We start from the raw sequence: 24,519 nt of genomic DNA on the forward strand, positions 1-24,519 counted from the left end.
TGCTAACACCATGGCATGGCCTTGCAAAGCGCGGAGGCGGGCCGGCGCAAAAAAGCCGACGCGGTCGCGTCGGCTTTTCATTTGGCTGCTAGATCAGGCGATCAGGCCAGGCGGCCGTGGCACTGCTTGTACTTCTTGCCGCTGCCGCAAGGGCAGGCGTCGTTGCGGTTGATGCGCAGGCCTTGCGAAGCCAGCGCTTCCGGCGACAGCGGATTGTCCTCGTCGTCGCCCAGCGCCGAACCCGGTTCGGCGTGCTGCATCTCGAAGTCCGGCAGCGAATGCGGCTCCACCGCGTCCACGTCTTCCTGGCCGCGGATCTGCACCGTCATCAGCACTTGCACCACGCTGCGCTTGATGCGCTCCAGCATGTCGGCAAACAGCTCGAAGGCCTCGCGCTTGTACTCCTGCTTCGGGTTCTTCTGCGCGTAGCCGCGCAGGTGGATGCCCTGGCGCAGATGGTCCATCGCCGCCAGGTGCTCGCGCCAGTGGTTGTCCAGCATCTGCAGCACCAGGCTGCGCTCGAACTGGCGCATCACGCCGTCGCCGGCCTGGTCCACCTTGGCCTGGTAGGCGGCGGCGGCCATTTCGACGATGCGCAGGCGGATCTGCTCGATATCCAGGTTCGGCTCGGCCTTCAGCCACTCGGCCACCGGCGCTTCCAGCAAGAAGTCCGACGCCAGCGTCTTCTCCAGCCCGGCGAGGTCCCACTGCTCTTCCAGCGATTCCGGCGGCAGGTGCAGGTCGACCAGGTCGGAGATCACGCCTTCGCGCATGTTCACCACCACGTCGGACACGTCCTCTTCCACCAGGATCTCGTTGCGCTGCTGGTAGATCACCTTGCGCTGGTCGTTGGCGACGTCGTCGTACTCCAGCAATTGCTTGCGGATGTCGAAGTTGCGGCCTTCCACCTTGCGCTGCGCGTTCTCGATCGAACGGCTCACCCACGGGTGCTCGATGGCTTCGCCTTCCGGCATCTTCAGGCGGTCCATGATCGCGGCGACGCGGTCGGAGGCGAAGATGCGCAGCAGCGGATCTTCCAGGCACAGGTAGAAGCGGGACGAGCCCGGGTCGCCCTGGCGGCCGGAACGGCCGCGCAGCTGGTTGTCGATGCGGCGGGATTCGTGGCGCTCGGTGCCGACGATGTGCAGGCCGCCGGCTTCCAGCACCGCGGCGTGGCGTTGCTTCCACTCGGCGCGGATGGCTTCGATTTTGGCTTGCTTGTCGGCGTCGGACAGGCTGTCATCGGCCTCCACCGCCTTGATTTCCGGCGCGGGGTTGCCGCCCAGCACGATGTCGGTGCCGCGGCCGGCCATATTGGTGGCGACGGTGATCACGCCCGGACGGCCGGCCTGCACCACGATGTCCGCTTCGCGGGCGTGCTCCTTGGCGTTCAGCACATTGTGCGGCAGCTTGGCCTGGGACAACAGATTGGCCACCAGCTCGGAGTTCTCGATGCTGGTGGTGCCCACCAGCACCGGCTGGCCGCGCTCGTGGCAATCCTTGATGTCGGCCAGGATGGCCTCGTACTTCTCCTTGGCGGAGCGGTAGACCTTGTCCTGAGAATCCTTGCGGATCATCGGCTTGTTGGTCGGGATCACCACGGTTTCCAGGTTGTAGATGCTCTGGAATTCGTAGGCTTCGGTGTCGGCGGTGCCGGTCATGCCGGACAGCTTGCCGTACAGGCGGAAGTAGTTCTGGAAGGTGATCGACGCCAGCGTCTGGTTCTCGCGGTTGATCTCCACGCCTTCCTTGGCCTCCACCGCCTGGTGCAGGCCGTCGGACCAGCGGCGGCCCGCCATCAGGCGGCCGGTGAATTCGTCGACGATCACCACCTCGCCGTCCTGCACCACGTAGTGCTGGTCGATATGGAACAGCGAATAGGCGCGCAGCGCGGCCATCAGGTGGTGCATCAACGTGATGTTGGTGGCCGAGTACAGGCTGTCGCCTTCCTTCAGCAGGCCGAGACGGGTGAGGATTTCCTCGCTGTGCTCATGGCCGGCTTCGGACATCAGCACCGAGTGGGCCTTCTCGTCCACCCAGTAGTCGCCTTCGCCTTCTTCGGCTTCCTGGCGGACGAGCAACGGCGGCACCGCGTTCATGCGCTGGTACATGTCGATGTTGTCGTCGGCCGGGCCGGAGATGATCAGCGGCGTGCGCGCCTCGTCGATCAGGATGGAGTCCACTTCGTCGACCACGGCGAAGGCCAGCTTGCGCTGCACCTTCTCTTCGACGCTGAACACCATGTTGTCGCGCAGGTAGTCGAAGCCGAACTCGTTGTTGGTGCCGTAGGTGATGTCGCAGCCGTAGGCGGCCTGCTTGTCGTCATGGGCCATCTGCGACAAATTCATGCCGACCGACAGGCCGAGGAAGTTGTACAGCGGCGCCATGATGCCGGCGTCGCGGCTGACCAGATAGTCGTTGACGGTCACCACGTGGACGCCGTCGCCGGACAGCGCGTTCAGGTAGACGGCCAGCGTGGCGACCAGGGTCTTGCCCTCGCCCGTCTTCATTTCGGGGATCTTGCCCTGATGCAGCGCCATGCCGCCGATCAGCTGCACGTCGAAGTGGCGCATGCCCATCACGCGGCGCGAGGCCTCGCGGCAAACGGCGAAAGCCTCGGGCAGCAGGTCGTCCAGCGTGCCGCCCTTGGACAGGCGATCGCGGAATTCTTGGGTCTTGGCGGCCAGCGCCTCGTCGGACAGCTCCTGCATCGCCGGCTCCAGCGCGTTGATGCGCGCCACCTCTTGGCGATATTGCTTGAGCAGACGATCGTTGCGGCTGCCGAAAACCTTCTTGAGTAGCGAAGAAATCATGTAGTCGAATCCAGAAACCAGCGGGCCGGAAAGAGTGTCCGCAAAAAATGCTGAAAAGTGTAGCACATTCGCAGACAAGGTTATGGGGGCATCCATGCTCCACATCAAGATGTGAGTCGAGAAATCGCTGTTGGTTTTACGCGACGCCGACTTAGAGCAAACGCTCGATTCAATTGACCGCCCGATTCATGCAACTTAAATATTGTCCCGCGATAATCCGCAACTTTGTTCATTCCTACAACCAGCGACAGTCTCGGGAGAAACGATGGATAGGCGGCAATTCCTCAAGTGGGGCAGTTTCCTGACGGTATCGGTGGCCGCGGCGGGCTGCGGCGGCGGCGGCTCGGACAGCTCCGATTCGGGCAGCCAGCGCCAGCTCGCAGCCGGCCAGGGCTTCGGCCTGGGCGTGGCGTCGGGCGATCCGCGCCCGGACAGCATCATCCTGTGGACCCGCGTCGATGGCGGCGATAATGCCGCCTCGCTGTCGGTCACCGTGCAGCTATCCGACAAGGCGGACTTCTCCAACCTGCTGGTCAGCCAGGCGCTGAGCGCCGACCCGGGCTGGGACTACACCATCCGCCACAAGGTCACCGGCCTGGCCAGCGCCACCACCTACTACTACCGCTTCCTGACCGGCAACACCGTCAGCGCGGCCGGCCGCACCAAGACCGCGCCGGCGGCCGGCACGCCATTGTCGCAGCTGAAATTCGCCTACATCACCTGCCAGGACTGGAGCGTCAACCACTGGGGCGCCTTCGACGAAATCGCCCAGCTGGATCTGGATTTCGTGATGCATGTCGGCGACTACATCTACGAAACCGTCGGCGCCGGCTTCCAGACCGGCAACAACGAAACCCGCCATCCGCCGCTGACGCTGCCCAACGGCACCAAGCGCGCCGACGGCGCGATCTACGCCACCACGCTGGCCGACTACCGCTACCTGTACAAGAGCTACCGCGCCGATCCGCGCATCCAGGCGGTGCATGCCAACTTCCCGGTGATCTCGATCTGGGACGACCACGAATTCTCCGACGACTGTTGGCAGGATCGCCAGGTGTACTATCCCGGCGACGACAGCGTGCCCAACACGCCGCGCCGCCGCAGCGCCAACCAGGCCTGGTTCGAATACACGCCGGCGGATGTCAGCATCGATCTGGCCAACCCCTCGTTCCAGAACATCCAGATCTACCGCAGTTTCGCCTTCGGCAACCTGGCCACGCTGGTGATGACCGACCAGCGCCTGTACCGCGCCGACCACATCATCCCGGAAACCGCGGTGCCCAACACCGGCCTGGCCAATCTGGGCAGCCGCTATTTCGTGCCCAAGGCCGCGCTGGCCCAGGCCGAAGCCGCCAAGATCGCGGCGGCCGGCGGCGACCTGCAGCCGGTGTCCATCCTCGGCGACACTCAGCGCGGCTGGTGGCAGCAGCAGATGCAGAGCGCGGCCACCACCTGGAAGCTGTGGGGCAACGAGGTGTCGCTGCTGCGAATGGGCGTGGACGGCACCATGGCGGTGGCCAGCCTGCTGGAGCAAGGCCTGTCGGCAGCGCTGGCGCAGAATTTCGGCCTCACCCTCAGCGCTGCCCAGCAACAGCAACTGACCGGCGCGCTGTACCAGGACCTGCTGGCCGCCGACACCAGCGGCGCGACGCCGGTGCTGAGCTACGCCAACACCCAGCCGTTGCTGGCCGCCTTCAGCGGCGGCGCCATCGGCGCCGGCGTGTTCGCCGCTTCGGTCAAACCCGTGCTGGACGGCAATCTGCCGCCGAGCATGCTGCTCAACAAGTACATCCTCAACGCCGATCAGTGGGACGGCTACAACGCCGAACGCAAGGCGCTGATGGCCTTTCTGAAGGGCAACAGCATCGGCAACGTGGTGGGCATCACCGGCGACATCCACGCCTTCTTCGCCGGCCCGGTGATGGATGACTTCGACGCCGCCAGCCCGACGCCGGTGATGGTGGACCTGGTCACCGCCGGCATCTCCAGCAACTCTTTCTTCAGCTACTTCAAGAACGTGGTGGACACCGTGCCGGCCTTCGCCAAGGCCGCGCCGCTGATCTACCAGACGGTGAACGGCCAGACGGTCAACACCTTCACCGGCACGCTGCAAACCTTCAACCCGTGGCTGAAATACGCCGACACCGACGCCCAGGGCTACGCGGTGGTGACGCTGACGCCGGGCAAGCTCAGCTGCGCCTTCCACAAGATGGCCAAGCTGGCGAACGGCGCCGCGCCGTCGCCGGCCACCGCCAGCGTCAAGACTGTCGAGGTGCTGGCCGGAACGCCGGCCGTCAACGTGCTGTAAGCGGTTTCTTTCCTCCAGGTTGGCCGCGGTTGCGCGGCCAACGCTTCCAACCAGTACATTTCGTCACAAAATCCCTACACAGCGCCCCGGTTTTTAACATTCGTTTTATGGCTTCTCTGGTAGCATCCATGCGCTGAAACCGGGGGCGCGACGCCGCTTCCGGCATCGCTTGCAATGCTCTCCAGCACGGCTTTGGCCATGCCGAACGTCTAGGACGCCGGCCGACACCCGCTCCAGAGTTGTCATAATAGAAGCGGGCCGGTTGCCGCCCGCCGCGATAAACATAGAAAACGGAGAGGCCTGATGACCACCGCCGTCCGCCACTTCATGCCCGCCACCGCCCGGCGGCTGATCCCCAACCGCTGGGACCTGATCGCGTTTCCGTTGATCCTGGGCTTCTTGCTGATGGCCACCACCGGCATCCGCGAAACCTGGGCGCCGATCACCGCGCTGCAGACCGCGCCGATCTCGCTGGAGCCCGGCAATCTGCCCGAATACGCGCTGCGCACCACGCTGCGCATGCTGGCGGCGATGGCCGCCTCGCTGGCCTTCACGCTGGTCTACGGCACGCTGGCCGCCAAGAGCCGCCGCGCCGGCCTCCTGCTGGTGCCGATACTGGACATCCTGCAATCGGTGCCGGTGCTGGGCTACATCTCGTTCACCGTCACCTTCTTCCTGGCCTTGTTCCCCGGCCGGGTGCTGGGCGCCGAGTTCGCCGCCATCTTCGCCATCTTCACCAGCCAGGCGTGGAACATGACCTTCAGCTTCTACCAGTCGCTGCGCACCGTGCCGCGCGACCTGCAGGAAGTGTCGGTCAACCTCAGGCTGACCGCCTGGCAAAAGTTCTGGAAGCTGGAGGTGCCGTACGCGATGCCCGGCATGATCTGGAACATGATGATGAGCATGTCCGGCGGCTGGTTCTTCGTGGTGGCGTCGGAGGCGATCACCGTCGGCGACAAGACCGTGATGCTGCCCGGCGTCGGCTCCTACCTGGCGCTGGCGATCCAGAACAAGGACCTGGCCGCCGTCGGCTGGGTGATCCTGACCATGTCGGTGGTGATCCTGATCTACGACCAGTTCCTGTTCCGCCCGCTGGTGGCCTGGGCCGACAAGTTCCGCCTGGAGGACACCGCCAGCCAGAACGCGCCGGAATCCTGGGTGCTGAACCTGATCCAGCGCACCCGCTTCATCCAGCAGCTGCTCAAGCCCTTCGGCAAGCTGCTGAAGAAGATCGCCCGCCTGCGGCTGAACGTCAGCCTGCCCAAGGGCATCCACTCGGAAGACCACACGCCGGTGTCGCGCGGCATCGACGTGCTGTGGTGGGCGCTGGTGGCGCTGCTCGCCGTCGCCGTCGCCAGCAAGCTGGTGCACTTCATCGCCACCGAAGTGGGCGCCTGGGAGGTGCTGCGGGTGTTCGGCCTGGGCCTGATCACGCTGGTGCGCGTCAGCCTGCTGATCGCCGTCGCGTCGGTGATCTGGGTGCCGCTGGGCGTGCTGATCGGCCTGCGCCCCCGGCTGGCCGAAAAAGTCCAGCCGCTGGCGCAGTTCCTGGCCGCCTTCCCGGCCAACCTGCTGTTCCCGGTATTCGTGATCTTCATCGTCCACTACAAGCTGAACCCGGACATCTGGTTGTCGCCGCTGATCGTGCTGGGCACCCAGTGGTACATCCTGTTCAACGTCATCGCCGGCGCCACCGCCTTCCCCAACGACTTCAGGGAAGCCGCCGACAATTTCCGCATCCGCGGCTGGCAATGGTGGCGCAAGGTGATGCTGCCGGGCATCTTCCCCTACTACGTCACCGGCGCGATCACCGCGTCCGGCGGCGCCTGGAACGCCAGCATCGTGTCCGAGTTCGTGTCCTGGGGCGACGACAAGCTGGCCGCCCACGGTCTGGGCGCTTACATCGCCCAGACCACCGCCGCCGGCGACTATCCCAAGATCCTGCTCGGCATCGTGGTGATGTCGCTGTTCGTCGTCCTGTTCAACCGCCTGCTGTGGCGCCCGATGTACGCCATCGCCGAAAACAAACTCCGTCTCAACTAAGGGGGCATCAAGCATGACTACCGAAAACAACGCCCTGGGACAGGAAATCTTCAAACTGAAGAACGTCTGCCGCGGCTTCTCCAAGGGCAGCGACGAGATCCAGGTGCTGGACGATGTGAACCTGACGCTGCGCGAAGGCGAGATCGTCGGCCTCCTGGGCCGCTCCGGCTCCGGCAAGTCCACGCTGCTGCGCATCATCGCCGGCCTGATCCCGCAAAGCGGCGGCGAGGTCAACTACCAGGGCAAGCCGCTGAAGGGTCCGGCCGAAGGCGTGGCCATGGTGTTCCAGACCTTCGCGCTGTTCCCGTGGCTGACCGTGCTGCAGAACGTGGAGGCCGGCCTGGAGGCGCTGGGCGTGGACGCCAAGGAGCGCCGCCGCCGCGCGCTGGCCGCGATCGACCTGATCGGCCTGGACGGCTTCGAAAACGCCTACCCGCGCGAGCTGTCCGGCGGCATGCGCCAACGCGTCGGCTTCGCCCGCGGCCTGGTGGTCAACCCGACGCTGCTGCTGATGGACGAGCCGTTCTCGGCGCTGGACGTGCTGACCGCCGAGACGCTGCGCACCGACATGCTGGACCTGTGGAGCGAAGGCCAGCTGCCGATCAAGTCGGTGCTGATCGTCACCCACAACATCGAAGAGGCGGTGTTCATGTGCGACCGCATCCTGGTGCTGTCGTCCAACCCCGGCCGCGTGGTGGCCGAGATCAAGGTGCCGTTCCCGCACCGCCGCAACCGACTGGACCCGGCCTTCCGCAAGATGGTGGACGACATCTACGCGCTGATGACCGCGCGCCGCAGCGCCCACACCCTGCACAAGCTGCCGCTAGAGATCGGCAGCCACCTGACCGAGGTGTCCACCAACCTGATGGCCGGCCTGATCGAGGAGGTGGCGCAAGAGCCCTACTTCGGCAAGGCCGACATGCCGGAAATCGCCGAGAAGCTGCTGCTCGAGGTGGATGACCTGTTCCCGGTGGCCGAGGTGCTGGAGCACCTCGGCTTCGTCGAGCTGAAGGACGGCGACATGCTGCTGACCGCCGCCGGCAAGCTGTTCGCCGACTACGGCACCCAGGAGCGCAAGGTGATGTTCGCCGAGCACCTGCTGCGCCACGTGCCGATGGCCGCCCACATCCGCAAGGTGCTGCAGGAGCGCCCCGGCCAGCGCGCGCCGCGGCTGCGCTTCGCCCAGGAGCTGGAAGACTCGCTGTCCGACCAGTCAGCCGAGGAGACGCTGGACACCGTGATCAGCTGGGGCCGCTACGCCGAGATCTTCTCCTACAACGACCACACCGAGACCTTCAGCCTGGAAGACGTCGAGGGCGCCCAGTAAGCTTCGGCGAGCCACGACAACGGGCGCCCGGACGGCGCCCGTTTTGTTTCGCCGGCCGCAAGCCCGCTCGATGCTACAATACGGCATCGACCGTTTCCCCCCACGCCCATGTCCGGACGCCCGCTCAACGACATCACCCGCCAGGATCAGACCCTGGCCCGCCTCTCCGCCGCCGCGCACGAGCTGATGGCGCTGGATCGCGCCTTCAAGAAGCTGATTCCGCCGGCGATGGGCGAGGCTTGCCGCGCGGTGCGCATCCGCGACGACGAGCTGGTGATCCACGCCGACAACGGCATCGTCGCCGCCCGGCTGCGGATGACCGCGCCCGGGCTGCTGCCGCAGCTGGCCCAGCAGGGCTATCCGGCGTCCAAGGTGCGGGTCAAGGTGGCGCTGCAGCTGGTCCGCGTCAAAAAACCGAAGACGCTGGCGATCAGCGAAACCGCGCTGGACGGCATGGAACAGGCGTCCGACTGCATCAGCCACCCCGACGTCAAGCGCGCGCTGCAGCGGCTGATCTCGCGCCAGCGCCGCGGCTGACTGTACCGACAGCCAGTTTTCCCGCCGCGCCTCGACGCCAATAGTCTCCTTTCGATTGATCTCCGCAGGAGCCGCCATGACCGCTCTGCAACGCTTTTCTCCCGATCACCCCGCATCCGGCATCGCGGCCGCGCTGGAGCGCGACGGCGGCGTCATCATCGAAGGACTGCTCTGCCCCGAGCGGCTGGCCCGCTTCCGCGCCGAGCTCTTCCCGCTGCTGGACGCCGCGCCCGACTGCCAGGGCGACTTCTACGGCTACGCCACCCGCCGGCTGTCCGGCCTGATCGCCCGCGTGCCCGTCTGCCGCGAGCTGGCCATCCACCCGCTGATCCTGCAACTGATGGACATCATGCTGCTCAGGGGCTGCCGCGAATACCAGCTCAACCTGACCCAGGCGATACGCATCGGCCCGGGCGAGCCGCGCCAGTTCCTGCACAGCGACGCGCTGATGTTTCCGGTCAAGGTCCCCGGATCGGAAACCATGATCAACTGCATGTACGCGCTGGACGACTTCACCGAGGACAACGGCGCCACCAATGTCGCGCCGGGCAGCCACCGCTGGACCGAGGAGCGGCTGCCGGACGAGAGCGAAGTGGTCCCAGCCGCGATGCCTGCCGGCTCGGTGCTGATCTACCTCGGCTCCGTCATCCACGCCGGCGGCGCCAACCGCACCGGCCAGCCCCGCACCGGCGTGGTGCTCAGCTACTGCCTGGGCTGGCTGCGCCAGGCGGAAAACCACTACCTGGCGGTGCCGCGCGAGCTGGCGCGCGAACTGCCGGAGCGGCTGCAGCGGCTGCTCGGCTATTTCGTGCACGCGCCCAACCTGGGCAGTGTCGACGGCCAGGACCCGGTCGCGCTGCTGCGCGAGCCGCCGGCCGAGCCGCCTCGCTTCACCGAATTTCTGCCGGAAGAAGCCAAAACGCTGCTGGCCGAGGCGCGCGCCGCCATGCAAAACGATTGATCGCCTTCAGATCGACATCAAAGCGGAGTAAAGTGGCGGTTTCCCGCTGTACGTCCAGCACCACAGGATAATCGCCATGTCCGAACACGATACGCCCGAAACCACTCCCGAAACCGCGCCGCAGGACCCGTCGCGCCGCCGCCTGTTCGAAGGCCTGGCCGCCATCGGCGCCGCCGGCGTGCTGCCCGCCATAGCCAGCCAGGCGGCCGACGCCGCTCCGGCCACCCACGGCCCGCTGGACGACAGGCTGCGCCACCACGTGAAGAACGTGGTGGTGATCTACCTGGAAAACCGCAGTTTCAACAATCTGTACGGCAACTTCCCCGGCGTGAAGCATCCGCTGTCCAAGGCCCCGGCCGAAGCCTGTATCCAGCTGGACCGCGACGGCTCCAGGCTGAAGAACCTGCCCAAGATCTGGGGCGGCATGGTGCAGCGCGGCCAGACCGTGGCCGGCAAGTACTACCTGATCGAGGAAGACAAGATCCAGAACCTGCCCAACGGCCCGTTCCCGCTGAAGGACGCCGACGGCGAGCCGCTGCCGGAAGCCGTGGTCACCCGCGACCTGTGGCATTTGTTCTACCAGAACCAGATGCAGATCAACGGCGGCCGGAACGATCAGTTCGCCGCCTGGGCCGACTCCGGCGCGCTGGTGATGGGCTATTACAGCGAAACCACGAAGAACCTCAACCAATGGAAGATCGCCCAGCACTACACGCTGTGCGACAACTTCTTCATGGCGGCCTTCGGCGGCTCCTACCTGAACCACCAGTTCCTGATCTCCGCCCGCACGCCGGAATACTTCAACGCCAAGGACACCGCGGCGGCGAAGAAGATCGCCGTGCTGGACGATGGCCCCAAGGGCTACAAGCTGAAGGTGAAAGCGCCCAGTTCGGCGATGGACGGCCCGCCGCAATTCGTCAACAACGGCGCGATCACGCCGGACGGCTACGCGGTCAACACCATGGCCCCGCCGTTCCAGCCCAGCTACGTCAAGCCGGCCGAGGGCGGCGACAAGCGCTACGCGGACCCGGCCGACGCCAGCACTCTGCCGCCGCAAACCTACGACACCATCGGCGATCTGCTGTCGCGCAAGGGCGTCAACTGGGCCTGGTACGGCGGCAGCTGGCAGGCGGCGCTGGACGGCAAGGGCGGCCCGGACGCGCCCAACTTCCAATACCACCACCAGCCGTTCAACTACTTCAAGAACTTCGCGCCCGGCACCAAGGCCCGCGAAGCGCACCTGCGCGACGGCGGCCTGGGCGACAGCCCGATCAGCAACCGCTTCATCGCCGACGCGGTGGCCGGCAAGCTGCCGGCGGTGGCCTTCTACAAGCCGCAGGGCAATCTGAACATGCACGCCGGCTATTCCGACGTGGAGAGCGGCGACCGCCACGTCGCCAACGTGCTGCAGCATCTGATGAGCAGCCCGCAGTGGAAGAACATGGTGGTGGTCATCACCCACGACGAGAACGGCGGCTGGTGGGACCACGTGGCGCCGCCCAAGGGCGACCGCTGGGGTCCGGGCAGCCGCATTCCGGCCATCGTGGTGTCGCCGTTCGCCAAAAAAGGCCATGTCGACCACACCTTCTACGACACCACCTCCATCATCCGCTTCATCAGCCGCCTGCACGGCCTGCCTGAGCTCGAGGGCGTCAAGGTTCGCAACCAGGCCTTCCGCGAGCGCGGCGCGCAGCCGCCGGGCGACCTGACCGGCGCATTGCAGTTCTAAGCCCATGGCCGGTCCGCTTCCGCGGGCCGGCTTCCCTTGCCATTCCGCGTGCGCACCTTGGAAAACCATAAAAGCATGACTCGATTCGCCCTACGCTTGTCCGCCCTGCTGCTGCTCGGCCTTCTGTCATTCCGCGCCTTCGCCTGCGCCGAGGAGGCGATGTACAGCCACCATTACGACCAATGCATGGATCAGGCCGGCGGCGTCACCGCCGGCATGCTGGATTGCCTCTCGGCAGAACACGCGCGCCAGGACAAGCAGCTGAACGACACATACCGCAAGCTGATTGCCGCATTGCCGGCCAAACGCCAGCAAAGGCTGCAGGTCGCCCAGCGGCTATGGCTGAAATACCGAGCCGCCAACTGCAGCGCCTACGTCGATCCTGACGGCGGCACCGCCGAATCGCTGGTGGCCGCCGACTGCGAGCTGGCGTCCACCGCCGCCCGCGCCGCCGAGCTGACCAAACTGCAGCCAAGCCCGCGTTGACGCCCGGGCGAGTGGACTGATGCCGCGCGGCCCGCGCTGTGCGATGATGCCGATATCATCGCCGCCGTCCGGAGCCGCCATGTCCACCCTCCTGCGCTGCCTGCTGCTGCTGCCGCTGCTGCTGTCCCTCCCGCTGCTCGTTCATGCCGCCGAGCCCCGCTCCGCGCCATCCGCCGCCGACCAAACCCGCACCCTGGTGCTCGACAACCGTCCCATCTTCCTGTTTCTCGCCGCCCAGGGCAGCCTGACGCCCGAGCAGCGGCTGCAGCGCACGCTGGAGCGGCTGAACGCGCTGCAGCCGGAAGACCTGCGCCAGCCGGTGGTGGCCGCCCCCTACGCCGACGGCCGCCTGCGCGGCCTGGCGCTGAGCGTGCGCGGCAAGCCGCTGTTCACCATCCTGGAGGGCGACCTCGATCCCGGCGACCAGCTGACGCTGGAACAGGCCGGCGCCCTGGTCCGCGACAGGCTGAACGAACTGCGGCAGGCGGTGCTGGAGCAGCGCTCGCCGCAACGCATCGTCCAGTCCTCGCTGCTGGCTCTGCTGGCCTCGGCGCTGTTCGCCGCCGCGCTGTACCTGATCATCCGCGCCCGCGCGGCTTCGCGCCGGCGGCTGGCCCAAACGCCTCCGGACCGGCTGCCGCTGCTGGGCGGCCGCCTGCACCTGCGCCGCTTCCTGCTGGCCGCGGAACGGCAACTGGTGGACATCACCGCCCTGCTGTGCGCGCTGTTCGCCGGCTATGCGTGGCTCGGTTACACGCTGGCGCAGTTCCCCTACACCCGCCCGCTGGGACGCAAGCTGGCCAGCGCCTTCTACCAGCTGCTGGCCACCATCGCCGACGATTTCCTGTCGGCGCTGCCCGGCCTCGCCATCGTCGCCGTGATCTTCCTGCTGACCCGGTTGATCGGCCGCGGCCTCGGCCTGCTGTTCGGCACCGTGGAGCGGGGCCAGCTGGAGCTGCCGGGCCTGCACGCGGAAACCGTCGGCGCGACCCGCCGGCTGGCGTCGGCGGTGTTGTGGCTGTTCGCGCTGATCGTCGCCTATCCCTACCTGCCCGGCGCCAACAGCGACGCCTTCAAGGGCGTCAGCGTGTTTTTTGGCCTGATGGTCACCCTGGGCTCGGCCGGCCTGATGACCCACGCGATGAGCGGCCTGGTGCTGATCTACTCCCGCGCGCTGCGCCCCGGCGACTACGTGAAGATAGGCGAGGCGGAAGGCACGGTCAGCGAGCTGTCGGCGCTGTCCACCAAACTGCTCACCGGCCAGGGCTTCGAGATCACCATTCCCAACGCGGTGGCGGTCAGCGGGCTGGTCAACAACTACAGCCGCCACGACGGCGAGGCCGGCGCGATGATCGCCACCCGCGTCACCATAGGCTACGACACGCCGTGGCGGCAGGTGGAGGCGCTGCTGGAACTGGCCGCGCGCCGCACGCCCGGCATCGACCCGGCTTCGCCGCCCCAGGTGCGCAAACTGGCTCTGCAGGACTTCTACATCGAATACGAGCTGCAAGCCAGGCTGGAACGCGCCGGCCAGGCGCCCGCGGTGCGCGACGCGCTGCACGGCCAAATCCTGGACGCCTTCAACGAATTCGGCGTGCAGATCATGTCGCCGCACTTCGTCGAACAACCGGCCAGCCCGGCCATGGTCCCGGCCGAACGCTGGCGCGAACCGCCTGCCGGACAATAGCCAATCTACATTCCGACTGTCTCTGTTCGCTGTCAGCGCTTTGGTTTAAGCTGCAAACAATCAGAAAACAACAGCACCGGGACTCTTCGCCATGAACGTAAAGGAATACATGCAGCAGCTGGGCCAGGCCGCGCGCAAAGCGTCGCGCCTGCTGGCCCGCGCCGACGCCAACCAGAAGAACGCCGCGTTGCACGCCATCGCCGACGCCATCGTCCGCGAACAGGAGACGCTGCTGGCCGCCAACCGCCAGGACCTGGACGCAGCGCGCCAGGCCGGCCTCGATGACGCCATGCTGGACCGCCTGACCCTCACCGCCAAAGGCGTGCTGGCGATGGCCGACGGCCTGCGCCAGATCGCCGCGCTGCCGGACCCTGTGGGCGAAATCGACGAGATGAGCTACCGCCCGTCCGGCATCCAGCTGGGCAAGATGCGGGTGCCGCTGGGCGTGGTGGGCATCATCTACGAGGCCCGCCCCAACGTCACCGCCGACGCCGCCGGCCTGTGCCTGAAATCCGGCAACGCCACCATCCTGCGCGGCGGCTCCGAAGCCTTCCACAGCAACCAGGCCATCGCCGCCTGCGTGCACGAGGGCCTCGCCGCCGCCGGCCTGCCGGCCGAGGCGGTGCAAGTGCTGGCCACCACCGACCGCGCCGCGGTGGGCGAGCTGATCGCGATGCCGGAATACGTCGACGTGATCGTGCCGCGCGGCGGCAAGGGCCTGATCGCCCGCATCAGCGCCGAAGCGCGGGTGCCGGTGATCAAGCACCTGGACGGCAACTGCCATGTCTACATCGACGACACCGCCAATCCGGACAAGGCATTCAACATCGCCATCAACGCCAAGACCCACCGCTACGGCACCTGCAACACCATGGAAACGCTGCTGGTGCACAACGCCTTCGCCGAATTCATGCTGCCGCGGCTGGCCGGCGCCTATTGGGAAAAAGGCGTGGAGCTGCGCGGCTGCGAACGCACCCGCGCGATCCTGGGCGAACAGGTCAAGGCCGCCACCGACGAGGACTGGGCCACCGAATACCTGGCGCCGGTGCTAGCAGTGAAAGTGGTGAAGGACATGGACGAGGCGATCGAGCACATCAACCATTGGGGCAGCCACCACACCGACGCCATCGTCACCGAGGACTACGGCCGCTCGCGCCGCTTCCTGCGCGAGGTGGACTCGGCCAGCGTGATGGTCAACGCCTCCACCCGCTTCGCCGACGGCTTCGAATACGGCCTGGGCGCCGAAATCGGCATCTCCACCGACAAGATCCACGCCCGCGGCCCGGTCGGCCTCAATGGACTCACCAGCCAGAAGTGGATCGTGCTGGGCGACGGGCAGGTCAGACAGTAAGCCGCCCCCGGCCCTTGTGACGCCTCCCCTGGACTGCCGGCCGGACCAGCCGTCGGGAGGGGGGAGGACGAAAACGCGCGCAAGGGCGTGGACAGGCCGCGCTGTCGACCAAACCTCTGCGCGCTGCGCATCCAGATCCCATGGCTTCACTGCCTGCCCCGGCGCGTCCCCGCTCAAATGCGCTACCGTTTCTGCCGTCGACAGCGTTAAGCGTCTGTTCGTCTTGATATTGCGGCAGCGGCCATTTCTGTCAAATACAGAGTGCGAAAAACAGCATGCCGCAGTGTCGCTCACGGCCAGGAACGTTTGGCAAAGCCCCCCGCCGGCAGGGAACGGCCCGAAAGGCAGCCCGGCCGGCTAGGGCTCAAAATCAAATCAATGGCTTGAGCTGCAAAACCTGTTGCCCGATGTTAAAAACGGCCTCCCCCTGGTTCAGCACATTGGCGCCAAGCAAGCCATCCACCTCCTCCAGGCCCTTGGCTTTCAGCGAGGCGTTCACGCCGGCCAAGTCCATGGTCATCACCTTCTGCTGCCGCAGCGTGAAACGCGGGCCCAACTGCAAGCTGTCCAATAAGTAAAAATGGCTTTCGACGCTGCCGCCGACGCCATGCACCTGATCCGTTCCAGCCTGCCGGGCCAGATGGAACTTGGCGGCGTGCGCGTCATCGGTGACGAATGTCCCGTCCGCGGCCGTGTCGATGATGAAGCGCCCTTTCACGCCATTGACCGCCCCCTCCACCATCAGTTGCTCGCCTCCCAGCGACGTCAGGGGCAAGCGATCGAAGGCCGCCTCCGGCTTGGCATCATTTCGCAAGCGCAACTGCTGCTGTCCATAATCCAGCACCGCATGCTGCCCAGCCAGCACGTCCATGCCGATGACGCCATCCACCGCGGCAATCCCCTCCTCGGCCAAGCCTTGATTGATCGCGTCGAAGTCCGTCAGATACACAGCCAGCTTGTCTGCCGCCAATCTACCGCCCCATTCCAGCGGCTTGTCGGCTACCCGCTTTGTCTCCGTCGTCCCGGCGGACCCATGCGAAGCCCTCGTTGTCCCTTCATTTTCCAAGCCAAACCGGGCCGCCTGCTTGCGGTCCACGCAGGTCATCGACGCCCCGCTGTCGAGCAAGAAGCGGCCATCCACGCCATTGAGACGCGCCTGGACCGCCATGAAGCCATTGGCTTGCTTCGCCAAGGGCACGCTGAATGGAATCTGCGCCGAATCGGCTCCGCTTGGCGCGGAATGCGCCAGGGAGGCAAAGCCGAAGGCGCCCGCCAGCAACGCCAGCAGTACATTTTTGTTTGCTTTCATTTGATGTTCCTCTTCATTTTTATTGGCACGCCAGCTCCCTCTGCTCAGGCCTGCTTGAAATTCGCTCGCTTCGCGGAGCCGGAGCGGCAAACATTCAAATTGTCCTGCAATTGAAATTTTCAATGCCAAAATCATTAACTGTGATTTTCATGCGCGCGTCTTCTTGGCGCCGCCGCCCTATCGCGATATCAGACATCCCGCTCATTTCACGCGATAATCCCCCTTTGCCTCACAAGCTCGCCTTGCCAAAAACATGAAAACCCTGACCAAGCAAGACCTCGCCGACCTGTCCGCCAAGGCCGCCTGTGCGCCGCGCCTGCGCGCCCACCACAATATCCACGCCGAGCTGGACGACGTCGTCCAGCGCCTGGCCATCGCCATGGAGCCGGACACCTATGTCCGCCCGCACCGCCACCCTGGCAGCCCGGAATTGCTGATCATGCTGTCCGGCGCGCTGGACTGGATCGAATTCGACCCCGCCGGCGAAACCGTGGTCGCCCGCCATCGGCTGGGCGACGGCGGCGCGCGCGTATTCGAGATGCCGGCCGGCGCCTGGCATTCGGTGGTGTCGCTGGAGCCGGGCAGCGTGGTGTTCGAAGTGAAGCGCGGCCCATACCAGCCCTTGCCCGAGTCCGATCAGGCCGCCTGGGCCCCGACCGAAGGCGACGCCCGCGTCGCCGACATGCTCGCCTTCCTGCGCCGCTGCCAGCCCGGCGACCGCTTCGCGTAACATCGCTTAACATCTTGCCGCCGCGGGAGACGGAACCCGCGGCGGCGATAGGCGCACCAAAAGGCATTGTTTCACCAACCCATGCCGAAGCCGATGTTCCTATTCCGCGCCGTTCTCCCCCTCGTCGTCTCCCTGTCCCTGCTGGCTTGCGCCACGCCGCTGCGCGCCGCCCCCTCGCTCAGCCTGAATAGCCAGCGCCCGCCGCAGCAAGTGGCCGACTGCCTGCAGCAAGGCTTGCAAAAGCTGCACATCCCCGATGATTTCGTCGAGCGCCGCGATGAGCGCGACGGCAGCCGCAGCCTGGCGCTGCGCAATCCGGTCAGCGACGCCTCCGGCACCCGGGTGGACATCCTGCCGCAAGGCGAAGGCAGCCTGCTGGAGGTCAGATTGAACGGCATGCCGCTCAGCCCGGCCTGGAAGAAGCAGATCCACGGCTGCGCCCACAAATAACTGTGGATAAGTCCAGCATTCCGTGACTGGCTGTGGATGATCTGGATATCCCGGGATAAGCCTGTGGGCAACTTGCCACAAAACCCTTATTCCTTGCCGACTATGTGGGTAAGTGATTTCATCCACAACAGCCTGTGCATAATGTGGACAATTTCAGAACAAGCTGTGAATAAGCGCCAGCGGCGAAACCTGGCTGGCTTACCGAACCGCGTCGGCAGCGCGCCGCCCGCCCCGCGCGGTTACACTGACGGCATACGCCACGAACGGACTCGCCGATGACCACCGCCTCCCATCCCAAGTACGATCAGCACTACGCCGACGGCAAGGCCCGTCGCAGCCAATGCCCGCGCTCCAGCCAGGCCGAACTCCACCTGGCGCACGACCGCGACGTGGTGGCGCTGGTGGAATCCACCTCTCAGGGCCGGGTGCCGGCGCTGGTGCCGCTGCGCTACGCGCGCATGCACGCGTCGCCGTTCGCCTTCTTCCGCGGCATGGCGATGATCCAGGCCGCCGACCTGGCCGCCGGCCCCGACAGCGGCCTGCGCCTGCAGATCTGCGGCGACGCCCACCTGATGAACTTCGGCTTCTTCGCCTCGCCGGAACGGCAACTGGTGTTCGACATCAACGATTTCGACGAGACCCATCCCGGCCCCTGGGAATGGGACGTCAAGCGGCTAGCGGTCAGCCTGGTGCTGGCCGGCCGCAGCCGCGGCTTCGACGCCCAGGCCACCCGCGAGATCGTTCAGCGCCTGTCCGCCACCTATCGCCGCCGCATCGGCGCCTTCTCGCAGATGAGCCAGCTGGACCTGTGGTATTGCCGCGTCGATTTCGAACAATTGCTGTCCCAGGCCACCGACGAGGGCATGCGCCAGCAATTGAACAAAGTGGCCGGCAAGGCGCGCAACCAGACCCAGGAGCGGCTGCTGCCCAAGATGACCGACCTGGAGGACGGCGGCTTGCGGCTGCGCGACAATCCGCCGGTGATCTTCCACCTCGACGACCGTAACGGCCCGCTCGCCGCCTGCGACGACTGGCTGGGTGGCGACAGCCTGGCCAAGATCCAGCGCATGCTGACCGGCTACATCGACACCCTGAAGGAAGACCGCCGCGAACTGCTGCAGCGCTTCCGGCTGGTGGACGCCGCCTTCAAGGTGGTGGGCGTCGGCAGCGTCGGCACCCGCTGTCTGGCGCTGTTGCTGCAGGACGACTACGACCAGCCGCTGTTCCTTCAGTTGAAGGAGGCGCGGCCGTCGGTGCTGGAGGCCTTCACCCAGGAATGCGTGCACGGCAATCAGGGCAAGCGGGTGGTGTTCGGCCAACGATTGATGCAGGCCACCAGCGATCTGTTCCTGGGCTGGACCGAGGGCGCCGACGGCCATCACTTCTACATGCGCCAGCTGCGCGACATGAAGGCCGCCCCGGCGCTGGAAGCGTTCACCAATGCCGAGGAACTGGCCAGCTACGGCCAAGCCTGCGGCTGGACGCTGGCGCGCGCGCACGCCAAGTCGGGCGGCTGCGCGGCCGAGATCGCCGGCTATCTGGGGGAGTCGGACAAGTTCGACCAGGCGCTGGCCGACTACGCGCAGGCCTACGCCGACCAGGTGGAAACCGACTATCGGCTGTTCGACGCGGCGGTCCGCGGCGGGCGCTTGCCCGCCGCCGCGGTATAAATGCGGGATTAGGGAAAATTGCGATGTTGACGGTTGTGTCCTGAACTAGACTGTAACAACAGAAACGCATAATCAGCCGGCGCCGGACCGTCCTCGACGGGCCCGCGCCGCCGCCGCATCTGCGGCGGCTTGTTCCCTTATACCTGAGTGTCGAAAATGCAGCTGAATACTCGCCTGACCATCATCATCGTCGCCAGCTTGGTGGCGCTGCTCGGCCTTTCCACCGTTGCCTTGCTTTCCACCCGCGCCACCCTTCACCAAGAAAAAAGCGAACAAATCGTCCACCTGCTGAAAATGGCGGAGAACAGCCTCACCCACTTCCAGCAGCTGGAGGCCAAGGGCATGCCGCGCGCCGAGGCTCAGAAGCAGGCCATCGCCGCGCTGTCCGCGCTGAAGGTGGACGACATTTACTTCTTCGGCCGCAACCGCGAGCACCGCGTGCTGTTCCACCCCAGCAAGGATCGCGTCGGCAAGCTGGACATGGGCAGCAAGCTGCCGGACGGCCGCACCACGGTGGAGGCCTACGACGATGCGATGAAGGACGCCCACTACGGCGTGCTGGTGATCCAGACCAAGCGCAAGGGCAGCGGCGACGAGGAATTTCCCAAGCTGAACGGCGTATTCCGTTTCGAGCCGTGGGACTGGACGATAGGCACCGGCATCTTCATCGACGATATCGACCAGCTGTTCTGGAGCGAGGCGCGGACGCTGATGGCCGTCGCCGTGATCTGCGTAGTGGTGCTGGGCGCGCTGGTGGGCTGGATGTCGCGCTCGATACTGCAGTCGCTGGGCGGCGAGCCGCGTTACGCCGCCGACGTGGTCAAGGCGATCGCCGACGGCGACCTCAGCGTGGAGATCGAGGTCAAGGGTGGGCCCAACAGCCTGCTGGGCGCGATGAACGACATGCGCGGCAAGCTGCGCCTGATGATAGAGGAGATCGGCCGCGCCACCTCCAGCATCAACCACTCCTGCCACCAGCTGTCCCGCGACATGGACAAGGTGCATGAGGTGTCCGGCATCGCCAGCTCGTCCACCACCTCGGCCGCCGCCGCCATCGAACAGCTGTCGGTCAGCATCGACCACGTCAGCGCCAGCACCCGCGACACCGAAACCGGCGCGCGCGACACCGCCCAGCTGGCCAGCGAGGGCAAGACCCTGGCTGGCAACGCCGCCGACGGCATCCGCCAGATCGCCGACCAGATCCACGGCGCCAGCGACATGGTGGGCCAGCTGGCCGAACGCAGCCGCAGCATCAGCAGCATCGCCGAAACCATCCGCGACATCGCCAACCAGACCAATCTGCTGGCGCTGAACGCCGCCATCGAAGCCGCGCGCGCCGGCGAGATGGGCCGCGGCTTCGCGGTGGTGGCCGACGAAGTGCGCAAGCTGGCAGAGCGCACCGCCAGCGCCACCGACGAGATCAGCAGCATCGTGCAGGCGGTGATCAACGAAACCGGCAACGTCTCCGGCCGCATGGACGAGATCCGCCCCGCGGTGCAGGCCGGCGTCGAGCAGGTGCAGCAAGCGGCCGAAACGCTGGAGTCGATCAGCCAGCAGGCCAGCACCGCGCTCGAGCACGTGCACAACGTGGTGGTGGCGATGGGCGAGCAGAGCCAGGCCGGCACCAATATCGCCGGCAACGTCGAACAGGTGGCCGGCGTGGTCGAGGAGACCCAGAATTCGGTCAGCCACGCGGTGGAGGCGGTGCGCGACATCGACCAGCAAGCCACCAATCTGCACCAGACAGTCAGCCGCTTCCGGCTCTGAGCGACCTGCGCGGCGTCTCTTTCCCGATAGCGGCCGTTTGCGGAAAACGGCCGCGAAACGCCCGCAAGCAAGGTTGTAAACAGGCGCCACTCATCGCCGCACTTGCCGCCGCCGTTGCGGCTGGCATAATGGCCACGGGCACTCGCTCCATGAAAGCAAGAAAAAAAACTGAGGACAGACAGGAACCCCAGCACGCTTCAGTGGAGAATCGTATGTCTGATGCCCGCATGCCGGCAGGCCTCATCGAATGGCTGCAACACAGCAAGGCGCGGGACGTCGAGCTCGCCTTTGCCGACGTCCATGGGTTTCCCCGCGGCAAGACCCTGCCCGCCGCCGCCTTCATCAAGGGGCAGCCGCTGCGCATCGCGCGCGCGGTGCCGCTGCAAAGCTGTATCGGCGAATTTCCCGACTACAGCTTCTACGGCGAACACGATCCGGACGTCACGCTGGCGCCGGACTACAACACGCTGCGTCCGGTGCCCTGGGCCAAGACTCCGCGCGCGATGGTGATCTGCGACTGCGTCGACCACGACGGCGGCCTGTCGCCGCTGGCCCCGCGCTCGGTGCTGAAGCAGGTGCTGGCGCGCTACGACGCCCATGGCTGGACGCCGGTGGTCGCGCCGGAGCTGGAGTTCTACCTGTTCGCCGCCCACGGCGACCCGGCGCAGCCGTTCCAGCCGCCGGCGCTCGCCAGCGGCCGCCGCGAAGCCGGCTTCGACGCCTTCGGCTTCTCCGCGCTGGGCGAGCTGGAAGCCTTCTTCGACGAGCTGTACCAGGCCTGCGAGACGCTCGGCATCGCCACCGACACCTGCGTGCACGAGATGGGCCCCAGCCAGTTCGAGATCAACCTCAAGCACGGCGACGCGCTGAAGCTGGCCGACGACACCTTCCTGTTCAAGACCGCGCTGAAGGAAATCGCCCATCGCCACGGCCTCAGCGCCGTATGCATGGCCAAGCCGCTGCCCGGCCAGCCCGGCAGCTCCATGCACATCCACCAGAGCGTGGTCGACCGCCAGGGCCGCAACACCTTCAGCCGCGCCGACGGTTCGGAAAGCCTGGAATTCTTCGGCTTCATCGCCGGCCTGCAGCGCTTCCTGCCCGAGCTGATGCCGCTGTTCTGCCCGAATCCCAACTCCTACCGCCGCTTCGTCAAGGGCATGGCGGCGCCGGTCAACCTCAGCTGGGGACTGGACAACCGCTCGGTCGGGCTCAGGGTGCCGGTGTCGGGCCCGGAGGCGCGGCGGGTGGAAAACCGCCTGCCCGGCTGCGACGCCAACCCCTATCTGGCGCTGGCCGCCAGCCTGGGCGCGGGCCTGGCCGGCATCGAACAGAAGCTGGTCCCTGACGAGGCGGTGCACGGCAATGTGTTCAAGCAGCAGGCCGCCAGCCTGCCCACCACGCTGGACGCCGCCTGCGCGGCGATGGCCGCTGGTTGCGCCGAGTCGTTGTTCGGCGCGGACTTCAGCCGGGCCTATCTGGCGGTGAAGGAGGTGGAGCTGAACGACTATCACCGCCAGGTCACCGCCTGGGAGCGGCAGTATCTGGGGTTTCTGGTCTAGCCGGATCACCCTGCGCGGATGCATGGCTAGTCACGGCGGGGCATGGAGTCCGCTTCGCGGACAATGTTTTTCACGGCGGTTCCGCCCGCCAAACGGGTCAGGGGGCTGCGTCGCCAGCCCCCTGACCACCCCAGGCGACCCCACGGCCCGAGAAACCCCGACAAAACAGTCTTGCGCCAGGCGCCGCCGATCAAAAAAACGGCGGCTTAACATCCCCTGACGCAAAACTGTTTTGCCGGCACGGGCCGAAAGGGGAGCAGGTCGGCTGCCGACATTCGCGGTAAAACCATCCGTCCGCACCGCGCTCATGAAACATTCGTTTCATTGCCCTGGATCAATACCCGCGCTCGCCCGGCGAGACACCGCCGCCGCCATCGGAGTATGCTGAAGGCATCCCACCAAGCCGGTGTTTCGAAGGAGCAGCCCATGTATCGTCACATCATCGCCGCGATAGACGGCAGCAACAATTCCGACAAAGCCCTGCACGAAGCCATCCGCGTCGCCAAGTTCGCCGAAGCCAGACTGACCCTGATCCACGTCGCCAGCCTGCGCGACCTGGCGGTCGACAGCTTGGGCGTCTACGCCGGCGACCCCGGCTACGATCTGGCGCTGGAGCAAGGCCAGGAAGCGCTGGCCCGCGCCCAAACCATCGCCCGCAACGCAGGCCTGACCGATGTGGTCAGCCATCTGGAGAAAAGCTGGGAAGGCGGCCATGACCTGGCCGATCTGCTGATAGGCTACGCCAGCGCGCAGCAGGCCGATCTAATCGTGCTGGGCACCCATGGCCGCAGCGGCCTGGCCCATCTGTTCCTGGGCAGCTTCGCCGAGGACATCCTGCGCCGCAGCCAGTGCCCGCTGCTGGTGGTGCGCAGCCAGGAAGACGACGACATCCGCGTCGAGTAAGCCTCAACGCCCGCCCCGCCGCATGCGGGGCGGCGATGCCAGGCCCGCCTCGCGCGGGCCTGCTTTGTTTCAACGGCGCTCGGCGTGGACGAAGAACTCCCGGTTGCCGTCGCCGCCCTTGATCGGGCTGTCGAACCAGGCCAGCGTCTTCATGTTCTGCTCGGCCAGCACCCGGTCGATCTTGTCCTTAACCTGCGGATACAGGCTTTCGTCACGGACGATGCCGCCGTGGGACAGCCCTTCCCGCCCCACTTCGAACTGCGGCTTGACCAGGCTGAGCAGACGTCCGCCCGGCGTCAACAGCGGCAGCGCCGACGGCAGCACCAGGCTCAGCGAGATGAAGGACACGTCGCACACCATCAGGTCGAAGCCGTCGCCGTCATTGACGGCCAACAGCGCCGCGCGGTCCAGCGCGCGCGCGTTGACGCCCTCGAAATAGCGCACCCGCGCGTCTTCCCGCATCCGCGGGTGCAACTGGTCGTGGCCGACGTCCACGCCCACCACCCGGCGCGCGCCGGCCTGCAGCAGGCAGTCGGTGAAGCCGCCGGTGGACTGGCCGACGTCCAGCGCGGTCCAGCCGGCGATGTCCAGCCCGGCCGCGTCCAGCGCGCCGCGCATTTTCAACCCGCCGCGCGACACGTAGCGGTCGGCCTCGTCGGCGACGATGTCGAACGCCGCGTCCGCCGGAAATTTCTGGCTGGACTTGGCCACCACCGCGCCGCCGCAGCTGACGCGGCCGGCCGCGACCAGGTTCTGCGCGGAGGTGCGCGACGCGGCAAGCCCTTGTTCCACCAGCAAAATATCCACTCGAATCATGTCCGTTCCCGCTGCCCGAATTCCGATGAACGCGACAGGTTGGCGAAGCCGCCACCCGCTGTCAAGCGAAGCC

At 66.3% G+C, this 24,519-nt stretch carries 18 protein-coding genes; 15 read left to right on the forward strand and 3 right to left on the reverse strand.

Going from position 1 to position 24,519, the window contains the following annotated elements; genetic code table 11:
• Positions 1 to 101 precede the first annotated feature (101 nt).
• Entirely contained in the window at positions 102 to 2,813 is a 2,712-nt protein-coding gene (secA, locus tag ACX17K_RS16580; RefSeq protein ID WP_493775646.1) for a preprotein translocase subunit SecA, read from the reverse strand.
• A 265-nt stretch (positions 2,814 to 3,078) separates the two neighbouring features.
• On the opposite strand from secA, the gene ACX17K_RS16585 reads away from it, so the two are divergent.
• The 9 genes from ACX17K_RS16585 to ACX17K_RS16625 all read left to right on the forward strand — a co-directional run bounded on the left by ACX17K_RS16585 (position 3,079) and on the right by ACX17K_RS16625 (position 15,242).
• Positions 3,079 to 5,121, forward strand: coding sequence for an alkaline phosphatase D family protein (locus ACX17K_RS16585; protein ID WP_493775647.1), 2,043 nt, complete (start codon positions 3,079 to 3,081; stop codon positions 5,119 to 5,121).
• A gap of 303 nt (positions 5,122 to 5,424) precedes the next feature.
• The gene (locus ACX17K_RS16590) at positions 5,425 to 7,164 is read left to right on the forward strand and encodes an ABC transporter permease (RefSeq protein ID WP_493775648.1); all 1,740 of its coding nucleotides are present in this window, start codon (positions 5,425 to 5,427) and stop codon (positions 7,162 to 7,164) included.
• 13 nt (positions 7,165 to 7,177) lie between these two features.
• The gene (locus ACX17K_RS16595) at positions 7,178 to 8,491 is read left to right on the forward strand and encodes an ABC transporter ATP-binding protein (protein WP_231155301.1); all 1,314 of its coding nucleotides are present in this window, start codon (positions 7,178 to 7,180) and stop codon (positions 8,489 to 8,491) included.
• A gap of 108 nt (positions 8,492 to 8,599) precedes the next feature.
• Positions 8,600 to 9,028, forward strand: a complete 429-nt coding sequence (locus tag ACX17K_RS16600; RefSeq protein ID WP_493775649.1) for a DUF721 domain-containing protein — start codon at positions 8,600 to 8,602, stop codon at positions 9,026 to 9,028.
• Between the two features lie 76 nt (positions 9,029 to 9,104).
• On the forward strand, positions 9,105 to 9,989 hold the full coding sequence (locus ACX17K_RS16605) for a phytanoyl-CoA dioxygenase family protein (protein ID WP_493775650.1): 885 nt from the start codon (positions 9,105 to 9,107) through the stop codon (positions 9,987 to 9,989).
• A 76-nt stretch (positions 9,990 to 10,065) separates the two neighbouring features.
• Positions 10,066 to 11,718, forward strand: coding sequence for an acid phosphatase (locus ACX17K_RS16610; protein WP_493775651.1), 1,653 nt, complete (start codon positions 10,066 to 10,068; stop codon positions 11,716 to 11,718).
• A 75-nt stretch (positions 11,719 to 11,793) separates the two neighbouring features.
• Positions 11,794 to 12,204: a lysozyme inhibitor LprI family protein gene (locus ACX17K_RS16615; protein WP_493775652.1), complete on the forward strand. Its 411-nt coding sequence runs from the start codon at positions 11,794 to 11,796 to the stop codon at positions 12,202 to 12,204.
• 79 nt (positions 12,205 to 12,283) lie between these two features.
• Complete coding sequence (locus ACX17K_RS16620; protein ID WP_493775653.1) at positions 12,284 to 13,891, forward strand: mechanosensitive ion channel family protein; 1,608 nt, start codon at positions 12,284 to 12,286, stop codon at positions 13,889 to 13,891.
• Positions 13,892 to 13,982: 91 nt separating this feature from the next.
• Positions 13,983 to 15,242 carry a glutamate-5-semialdehyde dehydrogenase gene (locus ACX17K_RS16625; RefSeq protein WP_493775654.1) on the forward strand — a complete coding sequence of 420 codons (1,260 nt, stop codon included), beginning with the start codon at positions 13,983 to 13,985 and terminating at the stop codon, positions 15,240 to 15,242.
• Between the two features lie 370 nt (positions 15,243 to 15,612).
• Here the strand turns inward: ACX17K_RS16625 and ACX17K_RS16630 are convergent, their stop codons facing one another.
• Positions 15,613 to 16,686 (reverse strand): aspartyl protease family protein, encoded by a 1,074-nt coding sequence (locus ACX17K_RS16630; RefSeq protein WP_493775655.1) that lies wholly within the window; start codon positions 16,684 to 16,686, stop codon positions 15,613 to 15,615.
• Positions 16,687 to 16,804: 118 nt separating this feature from the next.
• Here ACX17K_RS16630 and ACX17K_RS16635 point away from each other — a divergent pair, with 118 nt between their 5' ends.
• The 6 genes from ACX17K_RS16635 to ACX17K_RS16660 all read left to right on the forward strand — a co-directional run bounded on the left by ACX17K_RS16635 (position 16,805) and on the right by ACX17K_RS16660 (position 23,630).
• A complete protein-coding gene (locus ACX17K_RS16635; RefSeq protein ID WP_493775656.1) occupies positions 16,805 to 17,281 on the forward strand; it encodes a WbuC family cupin fold metalloprotein in 477 nt (158 codons plus the stop codon).
• Between the two features lie 93 nt (positions 17,282 to 17,374).
• Positions 17,375 to 17,731 carry a hypothetical protein gene (locus ACX17K_RS16640; RefSeq protein WP_493775657.1) on the forward strand — a complete coding sequence of 119 codons (357 nt, stop codon included), beginning with the start codon at positions 17,375 to 17,377 and terminating at the stop codon, positions 17,729 to 17,731.
• Between the two features lie 275 nt (positions 17,732 to 18,006).
• Positions 18,007 to 19,401: a DUF2252 domain-containing protein gene (locus ACX17K_RS16645; protein ID WP_493775658.1), complete on the forward strand. Its 1,395-nt coding sequence runs from the start codon at positions 18,007 to 18,009 to the stop codon at positions 19,399 to 19,401.
• A gap of 156 nt (positions 19,402 to 19,557) precedes the next feature.
• Entirely contained in the window at positions 19,558 to 21,168 is a 1,611-nt protein-coding gene (locus tag ACX17K_RS16650; protein ID WP_493775659.1) for a methyl-accepting chemotaxis protein, read from the forward strand.
• Positions 21,169 to 21,380: 212 nt separating this feature from the next.
• On the forward strand, positions 21,381 to 22,727 hold the full coding sequence (locus ACX17K_RS16655; protein WP_493775660.1) for a glutamine synthetase family protein: 1,347 nt from the start codon (positions 21,381 to 21,383) through the stop codon (positions 22,725 to 22,727).
• A 426-nt stretch (positions 22,728 to 23,153) separates the two neighbouring features.
• Positions 23,154 to 23,630: a universal stress protein gene (locus ACX17K_RS16660; RefSeq protein ID WP_231155313.1), complete on the forward strand. Its 477-nt coding sequence runs from the start codon at positions 23,154 to 23,156 to the stop codon at positions 23,628 to 23,630.
• Between the two features lie 69 nt (positions 23,631 to 23,699).
• On the opposite strand, the gene ACX17K_RS16665 is transcribed toward ACX17K_RS16660, so the two are convergent.
• Complete coding sequence (locus ACX17K_RS16665) at positions 23,700 to 24,446, reverse strand: TlyA family RNA methyltransferase (RefSeq protein WP_493775661.1); 747 nt, start codon at positions 24,444 to 24,446, stop codon at positions 23,700 to 23,702.
• Between the last annotated feature and the right edge of the window lie 73 nt (positions 24,447 to 24,519).

The organism is Chromobacterium sp. INPA-IVC, from assembly GCF_059047085.1.

Excerpts from the sequence above, each read along its gene's own strand:
- ACX17K_RS16630 (WP_493775655.1), bottom strand. The coding sequence starts at position 16,686 with ATGATTTTGGCATTGAAAATTTCAATTGCAGGACAATTTGAATGTTTG.
- ACX17K_RS16635 (WP_493775656.1), top strand. The coding sequence starts at position 16,805 with ATGAAAACCCTGACCAAGCAAGACCTCGCCGACCTGTCCGCCAAGGCC.
- ACX17K_RS16665 (WP_493775661.1), bottom strand. The coding sequence starts at position 24,446 with ATGATTCGAGTGGATATTTTGCTGGTGGAACAAGGGCTTGCCGCGTCG.
- ACX17K_RS16625 (WP_493775654.1), top strand. The coding sequence starts at position 13,983 with ATGAACGTAAAGGAATACATGCAGCAGCTGGGCCAGGCCGCGCGCAAA.
- ACX17K_RS16650 (WP_493775659.1), top strand. The coding sequence starts at position 19,558 with ATGCAGCTGAATACTCGCCTGACCATCATCATCGTCGCCAGCTTGGTG.
- ACX17K_RS16640 (WP_493775657.1), top strand. The coding sequence starts at position 17,375 with ATGTTCCTATTCCGCGCCGTTCTCCCCCTCGTCGTCTCCCTGTCCCTG.
- ACX17K_RS16595 (WP_231155301.1), top strand. The coding sequence starts at position 7,178 with ATGACTACCGAAAACAACGCCCTGGGACAGGAAATCTTCAAACTGAAG.
- ACX17K_RS16655 (WP_493775660.1), top strand. The coding sequence starts at position 21,381 with ATGTCTGATGCCCGCATGCCGGCAGGCCTCATCGAATGGCTGCAACAC.
- ACX17K_RS16660 (WP_231155313.1), top strand. The coding sequence starts at position 23,154 with ATGTATCGTCACATCATCGCCGCGATAGACGGCAGCAACAATTCCGAC.
- ACX17K_RS16645 (WP_493775658.1), top strand. The coding sequence starts at position 18,007 with ATGACCACCGCCTCCCATCCCAAGTACGATCAGCACTACGCCGACGGC.
- secA (WP_493775646.1), bottom strand. The coding sequence starts at position 2,813 with ATGATTTCTTCGCTACTCAAGAAGGTTTTCGGCAGCCGCAACGATCGT.
- ACX17K_RS16600 (WP_493775649.1), top strand. The coding sequence starts at position 8,600 with ATGTCCGGACGCCCGCTCAACGACATCACCCGCCAGGATCAGACCCTG.
- ACX17K_RS16610 (WP_493775651.1), top strand. The coding sequence starts at position 10,066 with ATGTCCGAACACGATACGCCCGAAACCACTCCCGAAACCGCGCCGCAG.
- ACX17K_RS16615 (WP_493775652.1), top strand. The coding sequence starts at position 11,794 with ATGACTCGATTCGCCCTACGCTTGTCCGCCCTGCTGCTGCTCGGCCTT.
- ACX17K_RS16620 (WP_493775653.1), top strand. The coding sequence starts at position 12,284 with ATGTCCACCCTCCTGCGCTGCCTGCTGCTGCTGCCGCTGCTGCTGTCC.
- ACX17K_RS16590 (WP_493775648.1), top strand. The coding sequence starts at position 5,425 with ATGACCACCGCCGTCCGCCACTTCATGCCCGCCACCGCCCGGCGGCTG.
- ACX17K_RS16605 (WP_493775650.1), top strand. The coding sequence starts at position 9,105 with ATGACCGCTCTGCAACGCTTTTCTCCCGATCACCCCGCATCCGGCATC.
- ACX17K_RS16585 (WP_493775647.1), top strand. The coding sequence starts at position 3,079 with ATGGATAGGCGGCAATTCCTCAAGTGGGGCAGTTTCCTGACGGTATCG.